Annotated in this window: 15 protein-coding genes and 3 pseudogenes; 8 read left to right on the forward strand and 10 right to left on the reverse strand. The window is 68.7% G+C overall.

Annotated features, from left to right (window positions below; translation table 11 throughout):
• From IG54_RS0135790 to IG54_RS0135800, 3 genes are all read left to right on the forward strand, one after another.
• A partial coding sequence (locus IG54_RS0135790) for a helix-turn-helix domain-containing protein (protein ID WP_037898378.1) occupies window positions 1-1,014 on the forward strand: 1,014 nt, incomplete at its 5' end.
• Window positions 1,015-1,169: 155 nt separating this feature from the next.
• Window positions 1,170-1,646, forward strand: coding sequence for an RICIN domain-containing protein (locus IG54_RS38735; protein WP_051820411.1), 477 nt, complete (start codon window positions 1,170-1,172; stop codon window positions 1,644-1,646).
• 17 nt (window positions 1,647-1,663) lie between these two features.
• Window positions 1,664-1,972: a hypothetical protein gene (locus IG54_RS0135800; RefSeq protein ID WP_030794845.1), complete on the forward strand. Its 309-nt coding sequence runs from the start codon at window positions 1,664-1,666 to the stop codon at window positions 1,970-1,972.
• A gap of 152 nt (window positions 1,973-2,124) precedes the next feature.
• Here the strand turns inward: IG54_RS0135800 and IG54_RS0135805 are convergent, their stop codons facing one another.
• Together IG54_RS0135805 and IG54_RS0135810 are read right to left on the reverse strand one after the other, a co-directional pair.
• A complete protein-coding gene (locus IG54_RS0135805) occupies window positions 2,125-3,111 on the reverse strand; it encodes an NAD-dependent epimerase/dehydratase family protein (protein ID WP_030794848.1) in 987 nt (328 codons plus the stop codon).
• A gap of 80 nt (window positions 3,112-3,191) precedes the next feature.
• Window positions 3,192-4,754 (reverse strand): MFS transporter, encoded by a 1,563-nt coding sequence (locus tag IG54_RS0135810; RefSeq protein ID WP_051820412.1) that lies wholly within the window; start codon window positions 4,752-4,754, stop codon window positions 3,192-3,194.
• Between the two features lie 375 nt (window positions 4,755-5,129).
• Here IG54_RS0135810 and IG54_RS42360 point away from each other — a divergent pair, with 375 nt between their 5' ends.
• Complete coding sequence (locus IG54_RS42360; protein ID WP_158708994.1) at window positions 5,130-5,303, forward strand: hypothetical protein; 174 nt, start codon at window positions 5,130-5,132, stop codon at window positions 5,301-5,303.
• A gap of 446 nt (window positions 5,304-5,749) precedes the next feature.
• On the opposite strand, the gene IG54_RS0135825 is transcribed toward IG54_RS42360, so the two are convergent.
• A complete protein-coding gene (locus IG54_RS0135825) occupies window positions 5,750-6,742 on the reverse strand; it encodes an ArsR/SmtB family transcription factor (RefSeq protein WP_030794857.1) in 993 nt (330 codons plus the stop codon).
• 523 nt (window positions 6,743-7,265) lie between these two features.
• On the opposite strand from IG54_RS0135825, the gene IG54_RS0135830 reads away from it, so the two are divergent.
• On the forward strand, window positions 7,266-8,165 hold the full coding sequence (locus IG54_RS0135830) for a hypothetical protein (protein WP_030794859.1): 900 nt from the start codon (window positions 7,266-7,268) through the stop codon (window positions 8,163-8,165).
• Window positions 8,166-8,783: 618 nt separating this feature from the next.
• Here the strand turns inward: IG54_RS0135830 and IG54_RS43330 are convergent.
• From IG54_RS43330 to IG54_RS43335, 3 genes and pseudogenes are all read right to left on the reverse strand, one after another.
• Window positions 8,784-9,470: pseudogene (locus IG54_RS43330) on the reverse strand (DUF4157 domain-containing protein); the annotation flags it as partial.
• Window positions 9,471-9,815: 345 nt separating this feature from the next.
• The gene (locus IG54_RS0135840) at window positions 9,816-10,499 is read right to left on the reverse strand and encodes a GNAT family N-acetyltransferase (protein ID WP_037898377.1); all 684 of its coding nucleotides are present in this window, start codon (window positions 10,497-10,499) and stop codon (window positions 9,816-9,818) included.
• 323 nt (window positions 10,500-10,822) lie between these two features.
• A pseudogene (locus tag IG54_RS43335) lies at window positions 10,823-11,074 on the reverse strand (alpha/beta fold hydrolase); the annotation flags it as partial.
• 6 nt (window positions 11,075-11,080) lie between these two features.
• Between IG54_RS43335 and IG54_RS0135850 the strand changes: the two are divergent.
• Window positions 11,081-12,841, forward strand: a complete 1,761-nt coding sequence (locus IG54_RS0135850) for an ankyrin repeat domain-containing protein (protein WP_030794868.1) — start codon at window positions 11,081-11,083, stop codon at window positions 12,839-12,841.
• Between the two features lie 36 nt (window positions 12,842-12,877).
• Here the strand turns inward: IG54_RS0135850 and IG54_RS0135855 are convergent, their stop codons facing one another.
• Both IG54_RS0135855 and IG54_RS0135860 read right to left on the reverse strand, forming a co-directional pair.
• A complete protein-coding gene (locus IG54_RS0135855) occupies window positions 12,878-13,414 on the reverse strand; it encodes a hypothetical protein (RefSeq protein WP_030794870.1) in 537 nt (178 codons plus the stop codon).
• Window positions 13,415-13,571: 157 nt separating this feature from the next.
• On the reverse strand, window positions 13,572-14,252 hold the full coding sequence (locus IG54_RS0135860) for a hypothetical protein (protein WP_030794873.1): 681 nt from the start codon (window positions 14,250-14,252) through the stop codon (window positions 13,572-13,574).
• 346 nt (window positions 14,253-14,598) lie between these two features.
• Here IG54_RS0135860 and IG54_RS39550 point away from each other — a divergent pair, with 346 nt between their 5' ends.
• Window positions 14,599-15,540 (forward strand): hypothetical protein, encoded by a 942-nt coding sequence (locus IG54_RS39550; protein WP_158708996.1) that lies wholly within the window; start codon window positions 14,599-14,601, stop codon window positions 15,538-15,540.
• 840 nt (window positions 15,541-16,380) lie between these two features.
• On the opposite strand, the gene IG54_RS0135885 is transcribed toward IG54_RS39550, so the two are convergent.
• Window positions 16,381-17,235 carry a calcium-binding protein gene (locus IG54_RS0135885; protein ID WP_030794889.1) on the reverse strand — a complete coding sequence of 285 codons (855 nt, stop codon included), beginning with the start codon at window positions 17,233-17,235 and terminating at the stop codon, window positions 16,381-16,383.
• Window positions 17,236-17,461: 226 nt separating this feature from the next.
• Between IG54_RS0135885 and IG54_RS0135890 the strand changes: the two genes are divergently transcribed.
• Complete coding sequence (locus IG54_RS0135890) at window positions 17,462-18,571, forward strand: FAD-dependent monooxygenase (protein ID WP_030794891.1); 1,110 nt, start codon at window positions 17,462-17,464, stop codon at window positions 18,569-18,571.
• Window positions 18,572-18,598: 27 nt separating this feature from the next.
• On the opposite strand, the pseudogene IG54_RS0135895 reads toward IG54_RS0135890, so the two are convergent.
• Window positions 18,599-18,794, reverse strand: a pseudogene (locus IG54_RS0135895) (alpha/beta hydrolase); the annotation flags it as partial.

Here is an 18,794-nt window from a genome sequence, read left to right on the forward strand (position 1 = left end):
GGCGGAATGTGGCTGAATGTATCGAACGAGGAACTGCCCGCGGAGGAGCAGTTGCCCTTCTGGGCCGAGTTGGTCTCCCGTGAGCTGGCACCGCTCACCCTCAGCAGCACGAACCGTGCGGGGGGCTTCCCCGCGTCGGCCTCGATGCTGGACCTCGGCTCCGTACGGGTTGCCGCGTTCAACAGCCCGCCCGCACATCTGAAACGCGCGTGGGCGGACATCCGGCGGTCCGACCCGAGCACGTACCAGCTGACCTTCGTCTCCGGCACGCCCCTGTGGATCAACCAGCGACGCCAGGATTCCGGACTGGTGCTCGGCGACATGGTGCTCTTCGACTTATCGCATCCGTTCGAGGGCGCGGTGCCCGACAGAGGCCGCCACATCCAGGTGGTCATCGTGCAATTGCCGCGCGAGGAACTGCCGCTTCGACCGGACAACGTCCACCGGCTCCTTGCCCAGCCCTTGTCGGCCCGCACCGGCATGGGGGCGATCCTCGCCCGGTTCCTGACGACACTGGACGCCTACGGCCCCGACTGCGGCCCGCGCGACCTGAGTCGATTAGGAGCAATGACGCTCGACTTGGCGGGCGCCTGCCTGGCCCAGCACCTCGGAGCTTACGACGACCTTCCGGCCGAGACCCGCCAAGAGGCCATGCTCGCCCGCATCAACGCCTTCATCGACCACAACCTCAATGATCCCGACCTGGGACCGGCGGCCATCGCGGCACACCACCACATCTCCGTGCGCTCCCTGCACACACTCTTCCGCCGGCAGGGCGAGACGGTGGCGGCCTCGATACGCCGGCGCCGCCTGAAATGCTGCCACGCCGACCTCACCGACCCCCGGCTGCGGCGGCGTTCGATCGGCGCCATCGCCGCCCGGTGGGGGTTCCTGCGCCCGGCGGACTTCAGCCGGGCGTTCCGCGCGGCATACGGGGTGACGCCCAGAGAGCTGCGGCAGGCCGCGCTGCGCGCTCTGCTGGATGCCCAGCGGGCCGCGTCGAGCGACAAGTAACCGCGCACGCATCACCAACTCGCGGCCGACGGCGCGCGCCACGATGTGAGGGCGCAGGCGGGGGAACAGAGGGCGGAAGGCCCCGTGCTGCGCTGCATCGACACCCGCCTCCAGCACAACGCTTCCAACCGAAGGGGGAACATCCTGTGACACGCATGCACGTTGCGGCGCGTATCGGCGCGCTCACCGCCGCGGCTGGCGCTCTGATCGCTCTGAATGCCGCCCCGGCCTCGGCCTCCGGTTTCTGGTTCGACGGCCAGAACAACGAAACCCGCCGCTGCCTGGACGACAGCTTCGCCTACGGGCTGCGCACCTTCGGATGCAACCGTACCGACTTCCAGCAGTTCTGGGCCAAGCGCGTGGAAGTCAGCGGCAAGGAATTCCGGCAGATCCACAACAAGGTCACCGGCCGCTGCCTGGACGACAGCTTCGAATTCGGCCTGCGCCCATACCCCTGCTACGGCGGAGCCTGGCAGGAATGGCGCGTCAAAGGCTACGACAACGACAAGGGTTACATCCTCCAGAACCGGGCCACCGGGCGGTGCTTGGACGACAGCTTCGCCTACGGGCTGCGTACGTGGTCGTGCAACGGCATGGACTTCCAGTACTGGTATGGGGTGTACGCGTCCTGACCAGGTGATGCTTGAGAGTGAGCAGGCCCGGCATCAGGCCCGGGCCTGTTCTGTGCAGGAGCCCGCACATCACCTTTGTCGCCCCAGTCGCGCCCGGCGACGAGACAGTCTGGTTCCGCGACGCCGACGGCACCGGCTTCGAGCTGTCCCTTGCCACCGTGGAACCGGACCCCGACGGTGAGCGGGTGGCCTACGCCTGGGATGCCATCGCCGCCGCGATCGGCAACCGCCCGCACCGGGCCTACGCCGCCGATGGGCTGCTGATCAGCGAATGCCACCAAGGTCTGGCTCCCCATGGGCTTCCCCTCGTGGGATGCCTACTGTGAGGCGAAGGACGTCGCGGACGGCCTGGCGGACCTCGGCACGCACCGTGGCCAGGCCAGGGAGCGTGCGGGCCGGGCGATTGATGAGGTTGTCCGGGCTGGGGGAGGGGAGCGCCGCTCATCGGCTGCCGCCGCGGGCCGCGCGGCGCCTCCCCTCACCCCCATGCTTCGAGGAGTTGGCGTTCGCGTTCGACACTCAGGCCTGCCTTGCGAGGCCGGTCAAGACCCGCTTCCCGCTCCCAGCGCAGGGTCTGCTCCAGCAGCTCCGGCAGGGGGCGGTGCCGCAGGCCGGCCGCCTTCGCCGCAGCGCCGTCGCGGGCGCAGAAGCCGGCCCAGTCCGGGTCGGCCACCCACAGCGCGAGCGACTCCGGGCCCATGGCCTGTACGACCTTCTGCCCGAGCAGCCAGTCGTCGTCCGCCTCCACCACCGGACCGGTGTGCCCGCCGATCTCCCGTGACAGGGCGACCCACTCCCCGAAGGGCACGATCGGGCCGACCGCGTTGTACGTGCCGGTCGTCCCCTTCTCCGCGCAGTCGAGCAGCCAGGCCGCGAGGTCACGCGCGTCGATCACCTGCGTCGGCCTGTCCGGGGAGGCGGGCACCAGCAGCGGGGCCAGCGGCTCGCGGGCCGCGCGGGCGACCCAGTACCCGGATCGGCCGCTGTGGTCGCCGGGGCCGCCGATCAGCCCCGCACGTGCGATGAGGAGCCGGTCTCCCAGGGCGGCTGCCGCGGCCTCCTCGCAGGCCACCTTGGCCTGCCCGAACTCGTCGCGGCCCGCTGTGTCCCCCTCGGTCGCCGGGAGCAGTTGCGCCGACTCGTCCGCGTTCGCCTGCGCGTGCGAGGCGTAGGCGCTGACCGACGACACGTACGACCAGTGGCGGGCCCGCTCGCCGAGCGCGGCCAGCGCCGCGCGGACGAAGCCTGGTTGCGAGGACACCTCGACCACGGCGTCCCAGTCCTGGCCCGCCACACTTTCGTACGCCGTCGGTTCGTTCCTGTCGGCGGCGACGAGCACGGCGCCCTCGGCTGTCTCGCCGCTCTCCCCGCGGGCCAGACAGGTCACTTGATGCCCGCGTTCCAGTGCCTGCCGCGCGATCTCGCGGCTCACCCATGCCGTTCCACCCAATACCAAGACGTTCATGACGCTCACTCAACATCAACTGTGAGCCTGTGCGTCACCGCTTCGCCGAGGGCGTAGCGGCCCTGGGTGAGCGGGCACTCTCAGACGGAGCTGCGGGCCTCTTCGCAGTCCGGTTCCGGTGTCGGATCCTTCTTCTTTCCGGCAGCAGGCAACGTAATCAGCAGCACAACCGCTCCGAGCAGCGCGATGACCGCGATCCAGCCCGCTCCGACGTGCATGGCGTGGATGAACGCGTCGTCGGCAGCCTGGGCGAGAGCGGGCCGGTGGGTCGCGGTGGCGACGTGGCGGGCCTGTTCGGCGGAGACGCGCGCCTGTTCCTGCACCGCGCCGGGCGCATCCTCCAGTGACGGCTCGATCGCACGGCGGTACATGATCGACATGATCGTGCCGCCTACTGCGATGCCCAGCACGCTGCCGGTCTGCCGCACGGTGTTCGTGACGGCCGACCCCGCACCGGCCTGTTCCAACGGCAGGTCACTGATCAGGGCGGCGGTAACGGGCCCGATCACCATGCCGATCGACAACCCCTGTATCAGCAACAGGACTTCGATCTGGGCGAGCGGAGTCTGGAGCCCGAGGAACCCGTACCCGCCCATGGTCAGCGCGGCCACGGTGAGCGCGGGGACGGCGACAAGGCGCAGCGGCAGGCGGCGCACCAGGCGTGAGGCAATGGGTGCCCCCGCGAGCGCGCCCAACGCGGTCGGGATATTGGCCAGACCCGCCTTCATCGGCGAATATCCGAGCGCTCCTTGCAGGTAAAAAGCGTTGTAGAAGGTGATGGCGGCCACACCGAAGAGCAGCAATCCGAGCGCCACATTGCCGCCACTGAACGCGCGTTGTGCGAAAAGTCGCGGATCAAAGCTGGGCACTTTGACGTGCAGTTCGACGAGTACGAAGACGGCCAGCAGAACCAGACCGGCAACGATCGGCGCCCAGACGTCGGTACGACTCCACGCCGCCACCTGCCCCGCCCGGATCAGCCCATAGGCCAACGCCACGAGCCCGCTGATCGAGAGCAGCATGCCGGCGGGGTCCAGTGGCCGTGGAGTGGGACTGCGGAAATTCGGAACGAGTACGGCGAGTCCGACCAATGCCAATACCGCGACCGGGATATTGATCAGAAATACGGAACCCCACCAGAAATGGTCGAGCAGGAACCCGGCCAGCACTGGACCGGCAGCCATTCCGACACCGGCCGATGTCGAGAAGATGCCGATCGCGGCAGCCCGCGCGGGGCCGGTGAAGGTCCACATGAGAATGGCCATCATAGCGGGCGTGATCAGCGCACTGCCCACCCCCATCGCGGCCCGGGCCGCGATCAGCTGGCCCGCACCGCTTGCGTAAGCCGCCCACAGCGAGGACCCGGCGAAGACGACCAGCCCGCTGGAGAACACGGTCCGGTGACCGAACCGATCGCCCAATGCGCCCGCGGTGAACATCAATGTGGCGAAGGTCAGGGTGTACGAACCGGTCGCCCATTGCAGTTGACCGGGATGGGCCCCCAGCCCACGGGCCGGGTCTGCGAGGGTCTCCAGCGTGGTGCTCAGGACAGTATTGTCCAGCCAAATAAGCAGCGAACACGACATAAGAACGGCGAGAATCAACTGCTGCCGCAACTTCGGCAACGTGGGAGGCGTGGTCATTAACACCTTCGGATATCGATCAGCGGGAACCTGAACGACTGGACCATAAGCAAACTCCACGACGCCGTCAAGCTTAGATTTTCTTGCCAATGCTATTGCGGCTGAACGGACTTTATGCCCTCTGTCAGATTTGTGGGATGGATAATTTTGTGCCCTCTGGCGGATTTGCACGTCGGATAATTTCATGCCCCCGGGAAAGCGAACCTCCGCTCTTCCGTGCGGCCGAGGTCCGTACCACGACAGCGGTGATGGCCCCGTTGACCCCGGGACCATCACCACACCCCCGAACAACACCCGCCTCGTGAGCGGGTGCGAACATCACGCTCCCTTCTCGGCCCGGCGACCGAATCGGACGTCGCTCAGACCTTCGGCGATATGCCGAGTCCCACACTGTTGGCGGCCCCTGACGAGTCCACCGCGGCGCTCTGGGACATGGTTCGTCCGAAGCACACCGACCACGAGTTCGGCCCGACCCCCGAGGACGAGCACACCCACGAGCCCAGCCGGGCGGATGAGGTGTACAGGTCCATCGATGCCTTGACGGAGTAGAGGGCGGATCGGTTGTTACGCACGATCACCGCCGCCTGTACGGAGCCCCCGCCTGACGACCTGATCGCGCACACCTGCGCGGCCACACTGGTGGCGATCGTTTTGGTAGCGGCGCAACGCCACGTACTGGTACTGGAGGTGATCGGGTTCGTGTTGCCGTAGGCACGCCAGGTGCCGCTGTCGGCGGCTGCGGCGGGTCCGGCGGTCGCCAGGCTCAGCCCGGCGACAGCGGTGATGATGGCTGTCGATCCTGTGACCATCCGTGCGCATCGCATGCGATCCCCTTTCGGTTCTTCTCTGGAAGCTCTCGTCGTCACCAGGTGACCGGGCGACCTGAGCGCTCGACCCCCGGCCACCCGAACGCCATGAATGCTCCGCGCTGCCGGCACGGGCGGCTACGCCCTTAAGCCATGGCTTAAGGGCCCGCGGCGACGCTGCGCGGGGCGCTATCGGTTCCCGTCCAGCAACTCCCGGCCCAGGACGGTGGCCATGTGCAGTACGGAACCACCGCGTCGGCTGGTGGTGATGAGGCGCGCTTCGCGCAACGCCTTGGTGTGCTGACTGACGGCCGCCAGGGAGACACCGAGTCGCGCGGCCAGTTCGGTGGTGTTGCAACCGTCGGCGGCCACGCGCAGCGCGGCGGCCCGGGTACGGCCCAGCAGGGTGCCCAGGGGGTCGTCGGGCATGGGGCCCCCGGGATGCCACAGCGCAGCGCCGGTGGCCGGGTCGGTCACCGCGGGCACGGTGAGCCGCGGCGCCGACGCGTCGTCGTACGGGTCGTACAGGAGGCTGAACGCACGCCAGGTGAACAGAGTCGGTACCAGGATCAGCCCGCTGCCGTTCAGCTGGACCTCGACGGGGCGGGGGTAGCGGATCTCCAGCACGGGCGGGCGCCAGCGCACCAGCGGAGGGCTCAGAGACGCCAGCAGCGCGTCGACTCCCCCTTCGAGGAACGTGCGGGCGTACTGCGCCCGTACGATGTCCAGTTGGGGCCGGGAAGCCGCCCAGTACGGCGCTACGGCCACCCGGTGGCAAGCCACGAGGCCCGCCGCCAGCAACCGCCGGGCTTCGCCATCCCCGTCGGCGACGGCTCGCGCCCACGGCATGTGGGCGGGGCGGACGGCGACGGGTTCCAGCTCGCGGCGCAGCTGGGCGCGGGGTGCCCGCAGCAGAGCCTCCACGGCGTGGTCGATGTCGGGGGAGTCCCCGGCCAGCGCCAGCAAGTCAAGGCCCGGGCCTCGACCGGGCAGCAGTGAGGTGAGGGGCTCGGCGTCCTCACCCAGCCGGCCGGCCACGGTGGCGCGCCACCGTTGGAAGGGCAACGGGAGGGAACGCCTGCACAGCATCTCCAGGCTGTAATACGTCTCCGCGGCGGCCCCGATGGTACTGGCCACCCGGGTGCGGGCGAGATCCTCCGCGGTGAAATGGATCCGCAGCACCACAGACTCCCGTCACGGAGCGGGGAGACACCCCCAACGCGGTGCCGGTCCCCGACCGCCACCTCCGTGGCGACCGTGGCATTGTCGGACGGGGCGAGCGGATTCTGGAACGCGCTTTCCGGACCTTTCACCGCGCGGCGCTCCCCGGGGCCAGGTACGGCCGGGCAGGTACGGGCGGCCGGAGGGGCAGAACCCACGGGGTGTACGGCGGTGAAAGCGAGCGCCAACGGCTCGGGCGATCCCGTAGGTGTCACGTGGTGTCCCGCGCTGTACGGTCATGAAGTTCGTTGACGCCGGCGACGTTCAGGAGGCTTTCATGTCTTCCACTCCACCTTCGTCATTACCCCCTCCGGATAACGAGCCGCCGAGAAGCGGTTCACCTTCGACCGAGCCGTCCCCGCCTGAAGCAAGGCCCTCTGCCGAACCGGATCCGGGGGGCGCACGTACTCGGTCCGCGGCCTCCGGAGGGGAGGACGGGGAGGACAACGCCCGGCCGAACACGGCATGGCAGTGGACGCTCAGGGTGTTCGCGGTGATCGGCGCTGTGGGCGTCGTCGTCTCGTCGGCCGTCGCGATCTGGGGACTTCCCGCGGCCGTACAGAGTTCCGATGTCGCGAAGCAGGCCGAGGCTCGTGAGCGGAACAAGGACAAGCAGGACGACGCGAAAGAGGAACGCCTCACGATCGGCCCTGCGATCGACATCGCGGCCGGCGATCCGAACCTCTCTTTCAGCCACCAGTTCGCGCTCGCTCAACGCACCACGAATGCGGCGAGCCTGCCGGACGGCGGCTTCCTGTCGGACAAGTACTGGGCCTGGTTCGCGAAGAACAAAGGCCTACAAGTCAATGAAGCCACGGTCCGCGTCACCATCTTTCCCATCCACCGGGGCACGGTGGTGATCCAGAACATGCGGATCACCAACCTCTCCTGCAAACCCACGCGCTACACCGGTACCGCTGTGGTTCCCCCCAGCTTCGGAGACAGCGGAGGCGAGGCGCTTCCCACAGCAGTCGCCTTCGACCTTACGGAACCCGTCCCGAGGCCGTGGAAGAACGAAGGCCGGACTCCTGCCGACGGCGCGTGGAACCTCTCCGGAAACGCCTTCGCCAAGGCCATCTACCTTGATGGGGGCGAAGATTTCGACGCCAGAGCGTTCGACCTCTCCTTCTTCACCAAGGACAAGGACTGTGAGTTCGGGGTCGAGGTGAACGTCACGACCGCCGGACGGGGCGACGAGTGGTACCGCGTGGTCTTTCCCGGCCGACGGTCCACCTACAAGGTGGCTGGACGCCCGGAGCGATACGAGACTTCCGTCATCAGCGAAAGTGTGGAAAAGCCACCTGTTCTCAGGGGCCCACGTACCCCGATTGAGCCGCCGACCTTACGGAAAGGAACGTTCTTGCCGGCTCGTGGTAGGACCTGAACTCGCCCCCTTTGCTCACCTTTACGTGATCACAGGAGGGAAGCCGACAGGTGCTGCTACCGGGCTGACTGCCTGGGTCACCCTGTCCATCTGCACATAGCTCGCCGTGTACTCGACCCCTTGCGGTACGAAGTACTCCAGTTCAGCAGGGTTGGTCGACATCTGGCCGTAGGTACGGACATGGAAGGTGACGCCGTACCAGAAGGGTGAGCCCGCATTGTTCTGCGCGTGCCGTGTGCACGCGAGCAGCATCATTTTCAGAGGTTCCTCGAACCTGCGGTTGAAGTTCTGGTTCGTACTGTTGGTCATGGGCGTCAGATTGATCGAGACCCCGTGGCCGCCCAAGTTGTCGTTCCACAGGTGCCCCTTGATCCAGCCGTCGCCGTCCCTCTGGTTGAGTTCGTTGACGATCGTGCATTCGGCGGGCGCCGGACGAGAACCCCCGTAGGTGTTCCCCGGCGCGTTGACACTCGGCCCCAAGGTGACCGAGACACTCGACCCACCCGTGCGGGTCAGCGGCCCGCCGTAGGGGTTCACAGGACCGAAAGCAGGAGCGGTCCACACCGGCGAGTGCCTGTCCCAGGCGGGGAGCGGCAGATTCCCGGTGGCACCCCGCGTGGCGACGCGCTGCACCCGGACTTCCTCGGCAGCGGGCACCCTTGTCGACCGGTCCTCCTCCACGGGCGACTTGCGCTGTACGGGACTGCTCATCACCCGGGTGGCATTGGCCTCGGCCTCGCGCTCGAACCGGTCACCCGGATCGGAAACACGCAGCCCCGCGCCGTTGTCCGTGCCCGCCACGGGACCTTGGCGTTGCTGGATGACGTGGGTGAGTTCGTGGGCGAGGGTGTGCTTGTCACTGCCACCGTCGCCGATGACGACATGGCTGCCGGAGGTGTAGGCGCGGGCGCCCACCTCGGCGGCCGACGCCTTCGCGGCACTGCCGGTGTGCAGGCGGACGTCGGAGAAGTCCGCACCGAGGCGGCTTTCCATGTCGGTGCGGGTGGCCTCGTCCAGGGGCTGTCCGCCACTACGGAGGACATCGTGGACGGCAGACCTCTGTACGGCCGGTTCGGCTTGCTGGTGTCCGCAGCCCGCACCGTGCTGGTGCTGTTCCTGCGTTCCGAGGTGGCCTGCCTGACGGAGCATCTGAACAGCCGCGGCGTTCCCAGCGGTGCGCTGTAGCGCCGCGAGCGCCTGGGCGGACGTGCTCCCGGCGGCCGCACCTGTTGGCGCCGGGGTGCGGTCCGGTGCCCGGCTGGGCTTCTTCTCGTCGGCGGATCGGGAGTTTTCGCGGGGACGCATGGGGGCCTTCCGGGGAGCGGACTCGGGATCCTCCCTGCATACGTGGCCTGCGGCTCGGCGCGCCAGGTACTGAGGGGCAGTGTTCAGTGGCTGAACAGGCAAGGGGACGGGGCGAGATAGCCCATGTCCTGGCTGTCCTGGCTGTCCTGGTGTCGACTTCCCTGGGATACAGTAGATCTTGAGCTGGTCACCGCAACACGCGGTAGCTGGCGATGCGTTGGTGGTCCAAGGAAAGACGCCCCGCTTCCTGCGGGGAAATGCAGGTGCAAGGCCTGCCCGGCGCTCGATAAAGGGCCCGTACGCGCACAGCGCGTACGGGCCCTTTGTGTGCGGCTTGAGTTGGTCCTACTTGTCGGGGGGAACCCCCGGCCCCTGTGCGATCAGGACGTCGGCATCGTGGTGCCAGCCGAGGGAGGAGTAGAGGCGCTGGCCTTCCTCACTGGCGATGAGGAGGCCGGTACGGGCACCCTGGGCCACCGCGGCCTCCGCCAGAGCGCTCATCATGGCGCGGCCCAGGCCGCGGCGGCGGTGCGCCGCGTCCGTCTCGATGCGATCGGCGATCGCATCGGTGCCGATCACAGCGATGGTGCCCTGCGCCGCCACCGCTCCGGAGGAGTCATGGAGAGAGACGACCGTGACGGGTCCCTCCGTGCGGACCTCGCGTGCGTAGGGCGCGGCGAGCGCGTGCCGCGGGTGCTCGGTCAGATCGGACGTCATGAACCACTCGGACCGGCGGAGCACCTGGAGCCCGGCGGCGCTGACGACGGCTTCCACGGTGCCTGGGCGCAGCGTAGGCACCGTGAGCCAGGTGGTCTGCTGTGCGGCGGCGACGAATGCCGCCAGCCGTGCCAAGGACGTGGGTTCCTCGTCCGCACGCAGCGCGAACACCTCGACCTCGCGGCCAGGTTGGTTGCACTTGGACCACAAGCCGTCCTCGCCGTACTCGACCGGCTCGGCGTCGGGCAGGGAGCGAGCCGCGGTCCAGCCGCTCACCCAACGTCGTATCAGTGCTGATTCGATCTTCGTCATCCGGCGATTAGAGCATGACCACCTCAGCCAGTGGATACGCAGAGTGACCTATCCGCCCACAAGGCCGTCCAGGACCTTGGCCACCTCGGCGGGATGCAGCCACACGCCGAGGCGGCTGGCGTCCACGGTGTGCAAGGACAACGTCGCCCACGTCGTCGAAGCCGTGCGGCGCGTCCGGGTCGGCGATGCGGTGCCCGATCTGTCAACTGGCGTTCGAAGGACCCTGAGTTCCTCGCCGCCGCACCTATATCCGCTTCTCGCAGGACAAGGCGATCCAGGGTGACTTCGGCCAGCGGGGACGACTGCGCGGTGAACGCGTCCAGGTCCTGGGGCGCCTGATACGAGAGGGGAAAGCAGGCATCGGCGCCGTGCCCGGGCAGATCCACCGCCAGCGACCGGTGACCCAGGAGGGCAAGCTCCCGCAGCAGCGGCGACCAGACGGCGGAGTTGCTGCGCGCGCCGTGGACGAGTACGAACGTCGGGCGATCATCCCGACGCGCCTGACTCTGACACCCACTGCCATAGGACACGGACACTGGCGGTATGCAGGCGTTGTCAGACCCCTCTGTCACCATCGGCGCATGGGATTCTTCGACGATCTGGTGTTACCCGAGGAACCGGCCGCGGAGCGGACCGCGTTGGTACGGCTGAGCCCGCCGGGCGAGGACGCCGCGCGCTACGCGCCGCCCGTCGACTGGTTCGCGCCGGTGCTCCACTCGCAGTTGGAGGTGGCCGGCGCTGGAGAGCACGCCCGGGTGGTGATGACGGGATGGTCCCTGTGGCCGCACGCGGCGACCCTGCATCTGTCGGTCTTCCGCAAGGCCCGCCTGCGGAGTGCGGACTCCGGTCGGCAGTCGGGGCTCAGGGTCGGTCTGTTGTTCTGCGACGGCCGTCGGGTGACCTCACTGGACCCCACGGTGCAGCGAGCCGTGCACTGGACAAGGCCGGATGGAGAGAAGTCCACGGCGATGACGGACCAGGCCGTCGGGCTGATCCCACTGGACCCCGGCTTGCACGGGCCCCGCCGGTCCCTCTTCAAGACCGACGTCGACCTGTATCTGGCGGAACTGCCACCGCCCGGTGAAGCGCATCTGGTCGTCGAGTGGCCGGACGAGGGCATCGACGAGATACGCACCGCGATCGACACGGCCGCCTTGCATGCCTCCTCGGCGCGGGTGCTCGAGGTCTGGCCGGGACTGGAGCCACCGGACCCCGAGGGTCAGCTGGGTTCCTTCTCCACCATCGAAATGGGAGGACCGCCTGGCTTCCTCGCTCCACCTCTGACCGGACATCAACGCATGATGCTGCGCCGTCAGGAGGAAGAGCGGCTGCGCTATGTGCCGCGGGCCGACTGGGAGCGGATGGCCTACGACGATTGGGGCGACGCGGCGGTGATCCGGGCCCGGCTCGACGCGGGCGCGCCGCCCGGCGCCCGCGTCGTAGGGCAGGAGTCGACCCCGCTGCACCAGGCGGCGGAGCGCGGGGCGGGGGAAGCGGTCGCCGCGCTTCTGGCCCATGGCGCGGAGGCCGACGCACGCGACGAGGACGAGCACACTCCTCTCTGGTACGCCGCCTGCACGGTGGACGAGGACAGCGTCCGTGCGCTGATCGCATCCGGTGCCGATGTGTGGACCCCACAGATAGGGCCCTGGTCACCGGGCCGCCTGCTGCTGACCACACCCCTCGCTCCGCTCGTCGCGGGACTGCCCGGGAAAGTGGAGCTGCCCGTCGAAGAGGCCGCCGCCTTCCGGGAAGCGGACGCGCTCATCGCGGCGTGCGGCGATCGAGAGCTGTGGACCGAGGGGCTCGGTCTCTGCTTCGTGCGGGGGCTGAGCGAGGTAGAGGTCATACGGCGTCTGGGTGCTGACCCCGCCAAGTGCCCGACGGCGGACCTTGAACGCGGCCCCTTCGACCTATCGGACTATGACGAATCACTCCGCTACGTAGGCGTGGCGAGCGTGCCCGGTGCGCCCGGCGGCTGCGTGATCACACAAGAGGGGTATATGCCGAGCGACGACGCCGTGCTACGCGCGATATCGGCAGGCACTGACGCGTACGGCATCTATTTCAACCCCAAGGGCGGCACTTTCGGAACGCTGGCCCGGGACGGCGAAGTCGCTCTGTCCGAGGAGATCGACCTGTGGCCGGACGAGTCGGCCCCGGCCGCCCACTGGCACTTTCGCTTCTGGCAGCGGCGGTACACGTTCCCCCACGGCGCCAACACCCTCGCCTACGCCGCTGCTATGGCAGGTCTGCGTATCAGCGACGCCCAGGGAGCGGTGGAACGTCGCTCGTCACGCCGCTGGGTGGAGCTGCCGCCACAGCTTCACGATCGCCCCTGAGCAGGCCCTGGAGGCTTCCGCGAAGGCCGCGGTGTGTCAGTCCTCGTCCGCACTGGACAGAGCTTCGGCGATCATGCGGGTGGCGAAGTCGGGGTCGTCGGTGATGCGGTTGATGTGTTCCGCGAGCAGGAAGGCGGTGGCTTCCAGGGGATTCATCTCCGCCTCGGTCCAGTCCCCGTACTGTTTGCGCCACAGGTTGGGGCTCAGGCCGGTGCCCGCGGCGATGACCAGGCCGGCCATGGTGGGGATGGCCTCGGGGCGGACGCTTTTGGGCATCATGCGCATCGTGGTCACGAGCGTGGGCACCACGTACTCGATGACGTCCTTGCCGTGCTCCTCGTGGGCCTTCCGCAGCCACGTCATGAACATGTAGATGAGCGTGCACGCCCCGTCCAGCACGTCATGGACCTCCTTGGGCCCCAGTGACGTGGCGAACTGGTTGATCAGCGCCTGGTGTTCGGAGCTGGCCCCGCTCTTGCCGTCGCGGATGCCTTTGAGCCGGGAGTCGATGATCATCAGGGCTGCGCCCACATCGCCGACGGGAGAGTGCGCGGGATCGCAGGGCGATGACACAGGGTTCCTCCTCAGGCGGCAGCGGTGGGCAGCGCGGCGTCTCCGTACGCTAGACGGCCGACGCGGCAGAGATCCGGCGAATGCCCTTCTTGGCGTTGAGGGGCTGTCATCCCTTCGGTAACGCGCTCCTTGTGATCGCGAATGATCGTCGGCCTCCTCAGAAGACGTCGGTGAGGGTGACGGCCAGGGCCAAGAGGCCGAAGGCCACCGGTGCCATCACAGAGAGGGACAGCAGCGGCAGGAAGCCGATGAGGCCTTCGCGGATCTTGCGGCCGGGCCGGAAGCGGCCGTGGGGGCGGGTCAGTTCCGTCCGCAGGTCGAGGCGTTCGGCGGCACGGTCCGAAATGAGCACTCCGGCACCGGCCGGCCTTGCCATCAGCGCGCGACGGACGAGTACGTCGATGGTCTCGTCACCGCCCCTCAACTTGTTCAGGATGACCCGCACGCCGTGCGCGTCCGTCAGGATCAGCCGGTCGTCGGTCCGCGTCTGGCCCGGCACCTCAAGACGGCCGACCTTGGAGAGCCGGGCGAGGTCGATGGTGTGCCGCCCGGTGAGGGTGCGGGCGGAGAGGAGGCCGCCCTCGTGCAGGCGGGCGTGCCAGCCCATGTGGGCATAGACCGCCACCAGGCCGCTGATGAGCAGCGAGACCAGGTTCAGGATGAGGTACCCGTCGGAGATCCTCCCGGCCCGGACGAGGACGACGGGGACCGCGAACATGACGACGGGTATCAACAGGACGCTGCTGTCGGCGGCCAGCCGGGCGGTGCGGCCCTGTCCGGCGGAGGCCGGGGTGGTCTCGGTGGAGTCCGCGGTGAGCCCGCGCGTGTTGGTCGTCATGGCTGCGACGCTATCGCCCTTGGGCGTAGCTCTCTTCCGGGGACGGCCCCGATGGTTTGAGCTGGGAGATCATGGTTGTGGGTGATGGCGGTGTTGTCGGGTCTCTACCCGTGTGGGTGGAGGAGGCGACGCTGATGGGGTCGTTGATCGGGGAGTTGGAGGCGTGGGAGGTGGCGGCCCCGGTCCGGGTGCGGTCGCCGCCGTCCTCGACGAGTGACGGAACCGCCGGGGCCGCACCGTGCCGGGGGGCCGAGCGGGGCGGGCCGCCCACCGACTAGCATCGACGAGTTCGTGCCACCCACCGGACCGGGCATCGCGGCACGGCGTACAGGGGAGCTGACCCGGCATGAGAACGAAGAGCACAGCGGCGTGGGCGGTAGCGGTGCTGATGCTCGGCGCAGCCGCCGGCGGCTGCGCCGAGCAAGCCGAGCAATCGGACAGGGGACCGTCCGGCAGCAGCGCGAAGCACGCGACGTTCCACCGCGAACCCGAAAACAAGCCTGATTCACGGGTCGTCGAGAATGACGACGACCACACCGTCCTCGAACTGTCCGACGGCCGGCAGGTGTCCCTCCGCTTCACTCGCCGCGGCCTGGAGGCACAGCATCGCCACACCTCTGACGACGCCTGGTCCGCCCGGAAGACGGTCTATGAGACCGGGACCAAACCGTGCGACGGCATCAGGGCAAAGGCGTACCGGGACACCGTGTGGCTCGCGGCCGGCTTCGGCCAGCACTGCACGGACGGCGAAGAACCGCAAGAGGTGATCGCGGCCGTCGCCACCGGGGACCTCTCCTCCTGGACCACCGACCCGACCAAAAACACCCTCGTCTGGCCGAAGGTCCGCATCCGCGACGGTGGCGCCCGAGTGGACTTCGTCCATTCCAGCATGCTGGAAACCACCACGCTGACCTGGCGCAAAGGCTCCGGATTCGCCGAGGCGGCCACGAAGTACAAGCCCATCCACCCCTGGTTCGTGGGCCGGTGGCGAGCCACGGACGGCAGCCAGCAGCTGACCATCCACCAGGTCAAGCCGGGCAGACGCGCACGCGTGGTCATCGAGACCCGCACCGGCCCGCGATGCAAGGGCAGCGCCACTGTCACCGGCATCGACCAGCACGACCTGTCCATGAGCAACTTCAAGCTCGAACAGGGCACCAGGGCCATCAACTGCCCGCCGGAGGAGCTGAAGTACGACTTCGACGTAAAGTCCTCGGACGGCCCGCTGCGCCTACGCAAGATCGGCAACCACCCGAAGACCGTCCTTACCTATAAGCGGGCGGGCTGACGCACGACTGCGCATGAGGGGCGGCGTGGTCGGGTCTCTGCCGTGTGGGTGGAGGAGGCGACGCTGATGGGGTCGTTGATCGGGGAGTTGGAGGCGCGGGAGGCGGCGGCCCGGGCCGGGTGGAGGCGCTCGAAGCGGAGCTCGGCATCGAGGTCCTCACCGACGCCGCGAAGCCGATGCAGGCCCAAGCAAATCGTGCCGCGGATCGGACCCACCACGATCTGGAGGACCCGATCGAGGCGCGGGGCCGCGAGCAGGGGGAACGCGCCGGCCGCCCGGCGGTCCGGGGTGCGGACGGACAGGTTCGCCCGCATCGCGAGGTGGGCCATTGCAGGCGTCTGGCCTGCGTGTTCGGCGCCGTGACCGTGACGCGGACCGCGTGGCGGGGCAGGTCGATGACCAGCGTCCGCCCCCTGGATGCGGACCTGTCGCTACCCGCCGGGCTGCACTCGCATGGCCTGCGCCGCCGCGCGGTTCTTACGACCAGGCCAAGGAGGCGATCGAGCTGCGGTGCGGGAAGGTCCTGGGCAAACGTCAGGCCGACTATCTGGTCGCCCGCGCGGCCGTTGACATCGACGGCTTCCACGCCCCTCGCGTCCCGGCGCCGTCGACCGCTCCCACGACGCTGGTGATCCAGGTCGACGGCAAGGGCATCGCGACGCGGCCGTCCGGTCTGCTGCTGACCACTCTCAAGGCGCACCTGAAGACCCCGCCGACGATGCGCACCCGCCTGGCGTCGGGCGAGAAGCGGCACCGCGAACGGATGGCCACGCGGGGTGTCGTCGGGTGGGGAGTGATACGCGGTCCGGGCGTGGCTGGCAGCCCGGCTCGGGGGAGTGTTCAGTCCTGGTGGAGTTCGTTGCGGCCCGGGCCGCCGGAGAGCTTGTCGGTGCCTGTGCCGCCCCACAGGACGTCGTCACCGCTGTTGCCCCACAGCGTGTCGTTGCCCGCCGCGCCGTACAGGGTGTCGTTGCCCTTGCCGCCGTAGAGGATGTCGGCGCCGCCTTTGCCGCGCAGGACGTCGTCGCCGTCCTCGCCGTGCAGGGAGTTCTCCTCGCCGGTACCGGTCAGGGAGTCATGGCCGGGGCCGCCGAAGCAGTCCTGGCTACAGCGGGTGAGGGTGTCGTTCCCGGCCTCGCCCCACGGGCCGAACCCGAACGGGCCGCCACCGCCGTCGAGACGGTCGTCGCCCTCGCCGCCGTGCAGGAGCGCGGACTCCGAGGCCTTGATGACGTCGTTGCCCTTGCCACCGTAGATCCCGGCCCAGGCCTGGCTGTCCGGCGCGAGAATCGCGGTGTCGTTCTTGTCGCCGAGATCGATGTCGTAGCTGTCGGAGTCGTCCGAGTTCTCCGGGATCTTGACCGCGCACCGCACGGCGGTACGGTCGCCCTCCTCGGGGTACACGCACTCGTCTCCCTCCGCCGCGTCGGCGGAGATGTCGATGTCGTACCGGTCGTGGAAGGTGAGGACGTAGAAGGAGTCGTGCTCGCCGCGGTGGTCGATCTTTTCGTCGACTGTCACCTTGTTCTGTTGGCCGGGCGCCGCCTTGTACCACAGCTCGCCGTCCACGACGACGACTGAGGCCGGGGCCGGGGCAGCGGAGGGGGCGGCCTGGGCGGTCGACGCCGTTAAGCCGGCTGTGCCGAGAGCCAGCGCCAGGGTGGCCGTGGCTGCGATGGTCCGGTGAATGCGCATGCGGAAGTGACCTTTCAAGCGGTACGTGTGCGGTGGGGTTTCGGGTCACCCAGTTAGACAACAGGCCCGAGAACGCCGTTGCTCGGCGGCTCATGAACAGCGGCGGTCGGTGTGGTGACCGGTACGTGGTCTGGGACTATCGGCCGCGGAACCTGTACACCGTCTCCCGCAGGGCCATCTCTCCTCCAGGCCCCGCACCTCCACCACACGGATCAAGGACTTCAGCATGGCGGAACTTCGCATACTCATCGTCGGCGCCGGGATCGCGGGGCTGTCCCTGGCCCGGGCCCTGGAGGGCAACGGCATGAGCGCAGACGTAGTGGAGCGCGACGGTGAACTGCGTTCCGCGGGAACCGGGTTGTACCTTCCGGCCAACGCGGTGCGCGCACTGCGGCGGCTGGGCCTGGGCGACGAACTCGCCGACCGGGCGCACTCCGTGAGACGGCAGCGGATCCTCGACCACCGCGGGCGCGTCCTGACCCAGTTCCCCCTCAGCACGATCTGGGGCGAGGTGGGCGACTGCTTCGCGATCAGCCGGAGCGAACTGCACGCCATGCTGCACTCCTCGCTCGTTGCCTCGGGCGTACGGCGCGGCACCGCCGTGACCGACATCAGCGCCGAGGGCGCCGTCACGTTTTCCAGCGGTGAGCAGCGGACGTACGATCTCGTCGTCGGCGCTGATGGTGTCGGCTCCACGGTGCGCCGTACCGTGTTCTCCCACGAGGCGCCACGTTTCCTGGGGCAGATCTGCTGGAGGTTCGTCGCCGAGCAGACGCCGCAGAGCGCAGGGACGACCGACTGGACCGCGCGACTGGGCAGCGGAGGCCGCACCTTTCTGACCGTCCCCCTGGATGACGACCGGGTCTACTGCTACGCCGACATCAACAGCGCGGATCCCGAGCCGCCCGCCGGTGACTGGCGGTCACTTTTCGCGGGGTTCGCCGATCCCGTCCCGTCCTTGCTGGAACAAGCGGAGGGCGCGCACTTCGCATCCCTCGCGGAGATCGCTGGCACGGACTGGGTGCGCCCGCGCGTGGTGCTCATCGGCGATGCCGCGCACGCCTGTTCGCCCAGTATGGCCCAGGGCGGAGCGATGGCCCTGGAGGACGCCCTCGTGCTGGCGGACGTCCTCAGCGCGGCGACCACCGAGACCGTCAGCCCGGCTCTGGCCGCCTACCAGGAGCGCCGGAGAACCCGCATCCAGTGGGTCCTGGCACAGAACCACCGCCGCGACAAGGCCCGCAACCTCCCCTCTCCTTTGCGTAACCTCACCCTCAGGTTCGGCGGGGAACGCCTCGTGCGAACCAACCACGCACCTCTGCACGACACCCCGTAGGACTCCCCGTCACGAGGGGCAGGCGTGTCACTTCAGGTGTCGGGTGAAGAACTGGGCGGCCGCGTCCCCCGCGAACTGCGGGACGCCGGTGTGCCCGCCCATATTGGCGTGCAGCGTCTTCTTTCTGGAGCCGAAGGCGTCGAACAGGTCCAGGGCCGCCTGCCGGTCGTTCCCTTCGTCGTCCCACTGCAACAGGACGTGCAGCGGAATGGTGACCTGGCGG

Source organism: Streptomyces sp. NRRL S-920, from assembly GCF_000717945.1.
GTDB classification, from domain to species: domain Bacteria; phylum Actinomycetota; class Actinomycetes; order Streptomycetales; family Streptomycetaceae; genus Streptomyces; species Streptomyces alboniger.

Bases quoted from the DNA above. Each gene is read 5' to 3' on its own strand.
- IG54_RS0135890 (WP_030794891.1), top strand. From the start codon at position 17,462: ATGGCGGAACTTCGCATACTCATCGTCGGCGCCGGGATCGCGGGGCTG.
- IG54_RS38735 (WP_051820411.1), top strand. From the start codon at position 1,170: ATGCACGTTGCGGCGCGTATCGGCGCGCTCACCGCCGCGGCTGGCGCT.
- IG54_RS0135840 (WP_037898377.1), bottom strand. From the start codon at position 10,499: ATGACGAAGATCGAATCAGCACTGATACGACGTTGGGTGAGCGGCTGG.
- IG54_RS0135850 (WP_030794868.1), top strand. From the start codon at position 11,081: ATGGGATTCTTCGACGATCTGGTGTTACCCGAGGAACCGGCCGCGGAG.
- IG54_RS42360 (WP_158708994.1), top strand. From the start codon at position 5,130: ATGCCGAGTCCCACACTGTTGGCGGCCCCTGACGAGTCCACCGCGGCG.
- IG54_RS0135885 (WP_030794889.1), bottom strand. From the start codon at position 17,235: ATGCGCATTCACCGGACCATCGCAGCCACGGCCACCCTGGCGCTGGCT.
- IG54_RS0135810 (WP_051820412.1), bottom strand. From the start codon at position 4,754: ATGACCACGCCTCCCACGTTGCCGAAGTTGCGGCAGCAGTTGATTCTC.
- IG54_RS0135860 (WP_030794873.1), bottom strand. From the start codon at position 14,252: ATGACGACCAACACGCGCGGGCTCACCGCGGACTCCACCGAGACCACC.
- IG54_RS39550 (WP_158708996.1), top strand. From the start codon at position 14,599: ATGAGAACGAAGAGCACAGCGGCGTGGGCGGTAGCGGTGCTGATGCTC.
- IG54_RS0135805 (WP_030794848.1), bottom strand. From the start codon at position 3,111: ATGAACGTCTTGGTATTGGGTGGAACGGCATGGGTGAGCCGCGAGATC.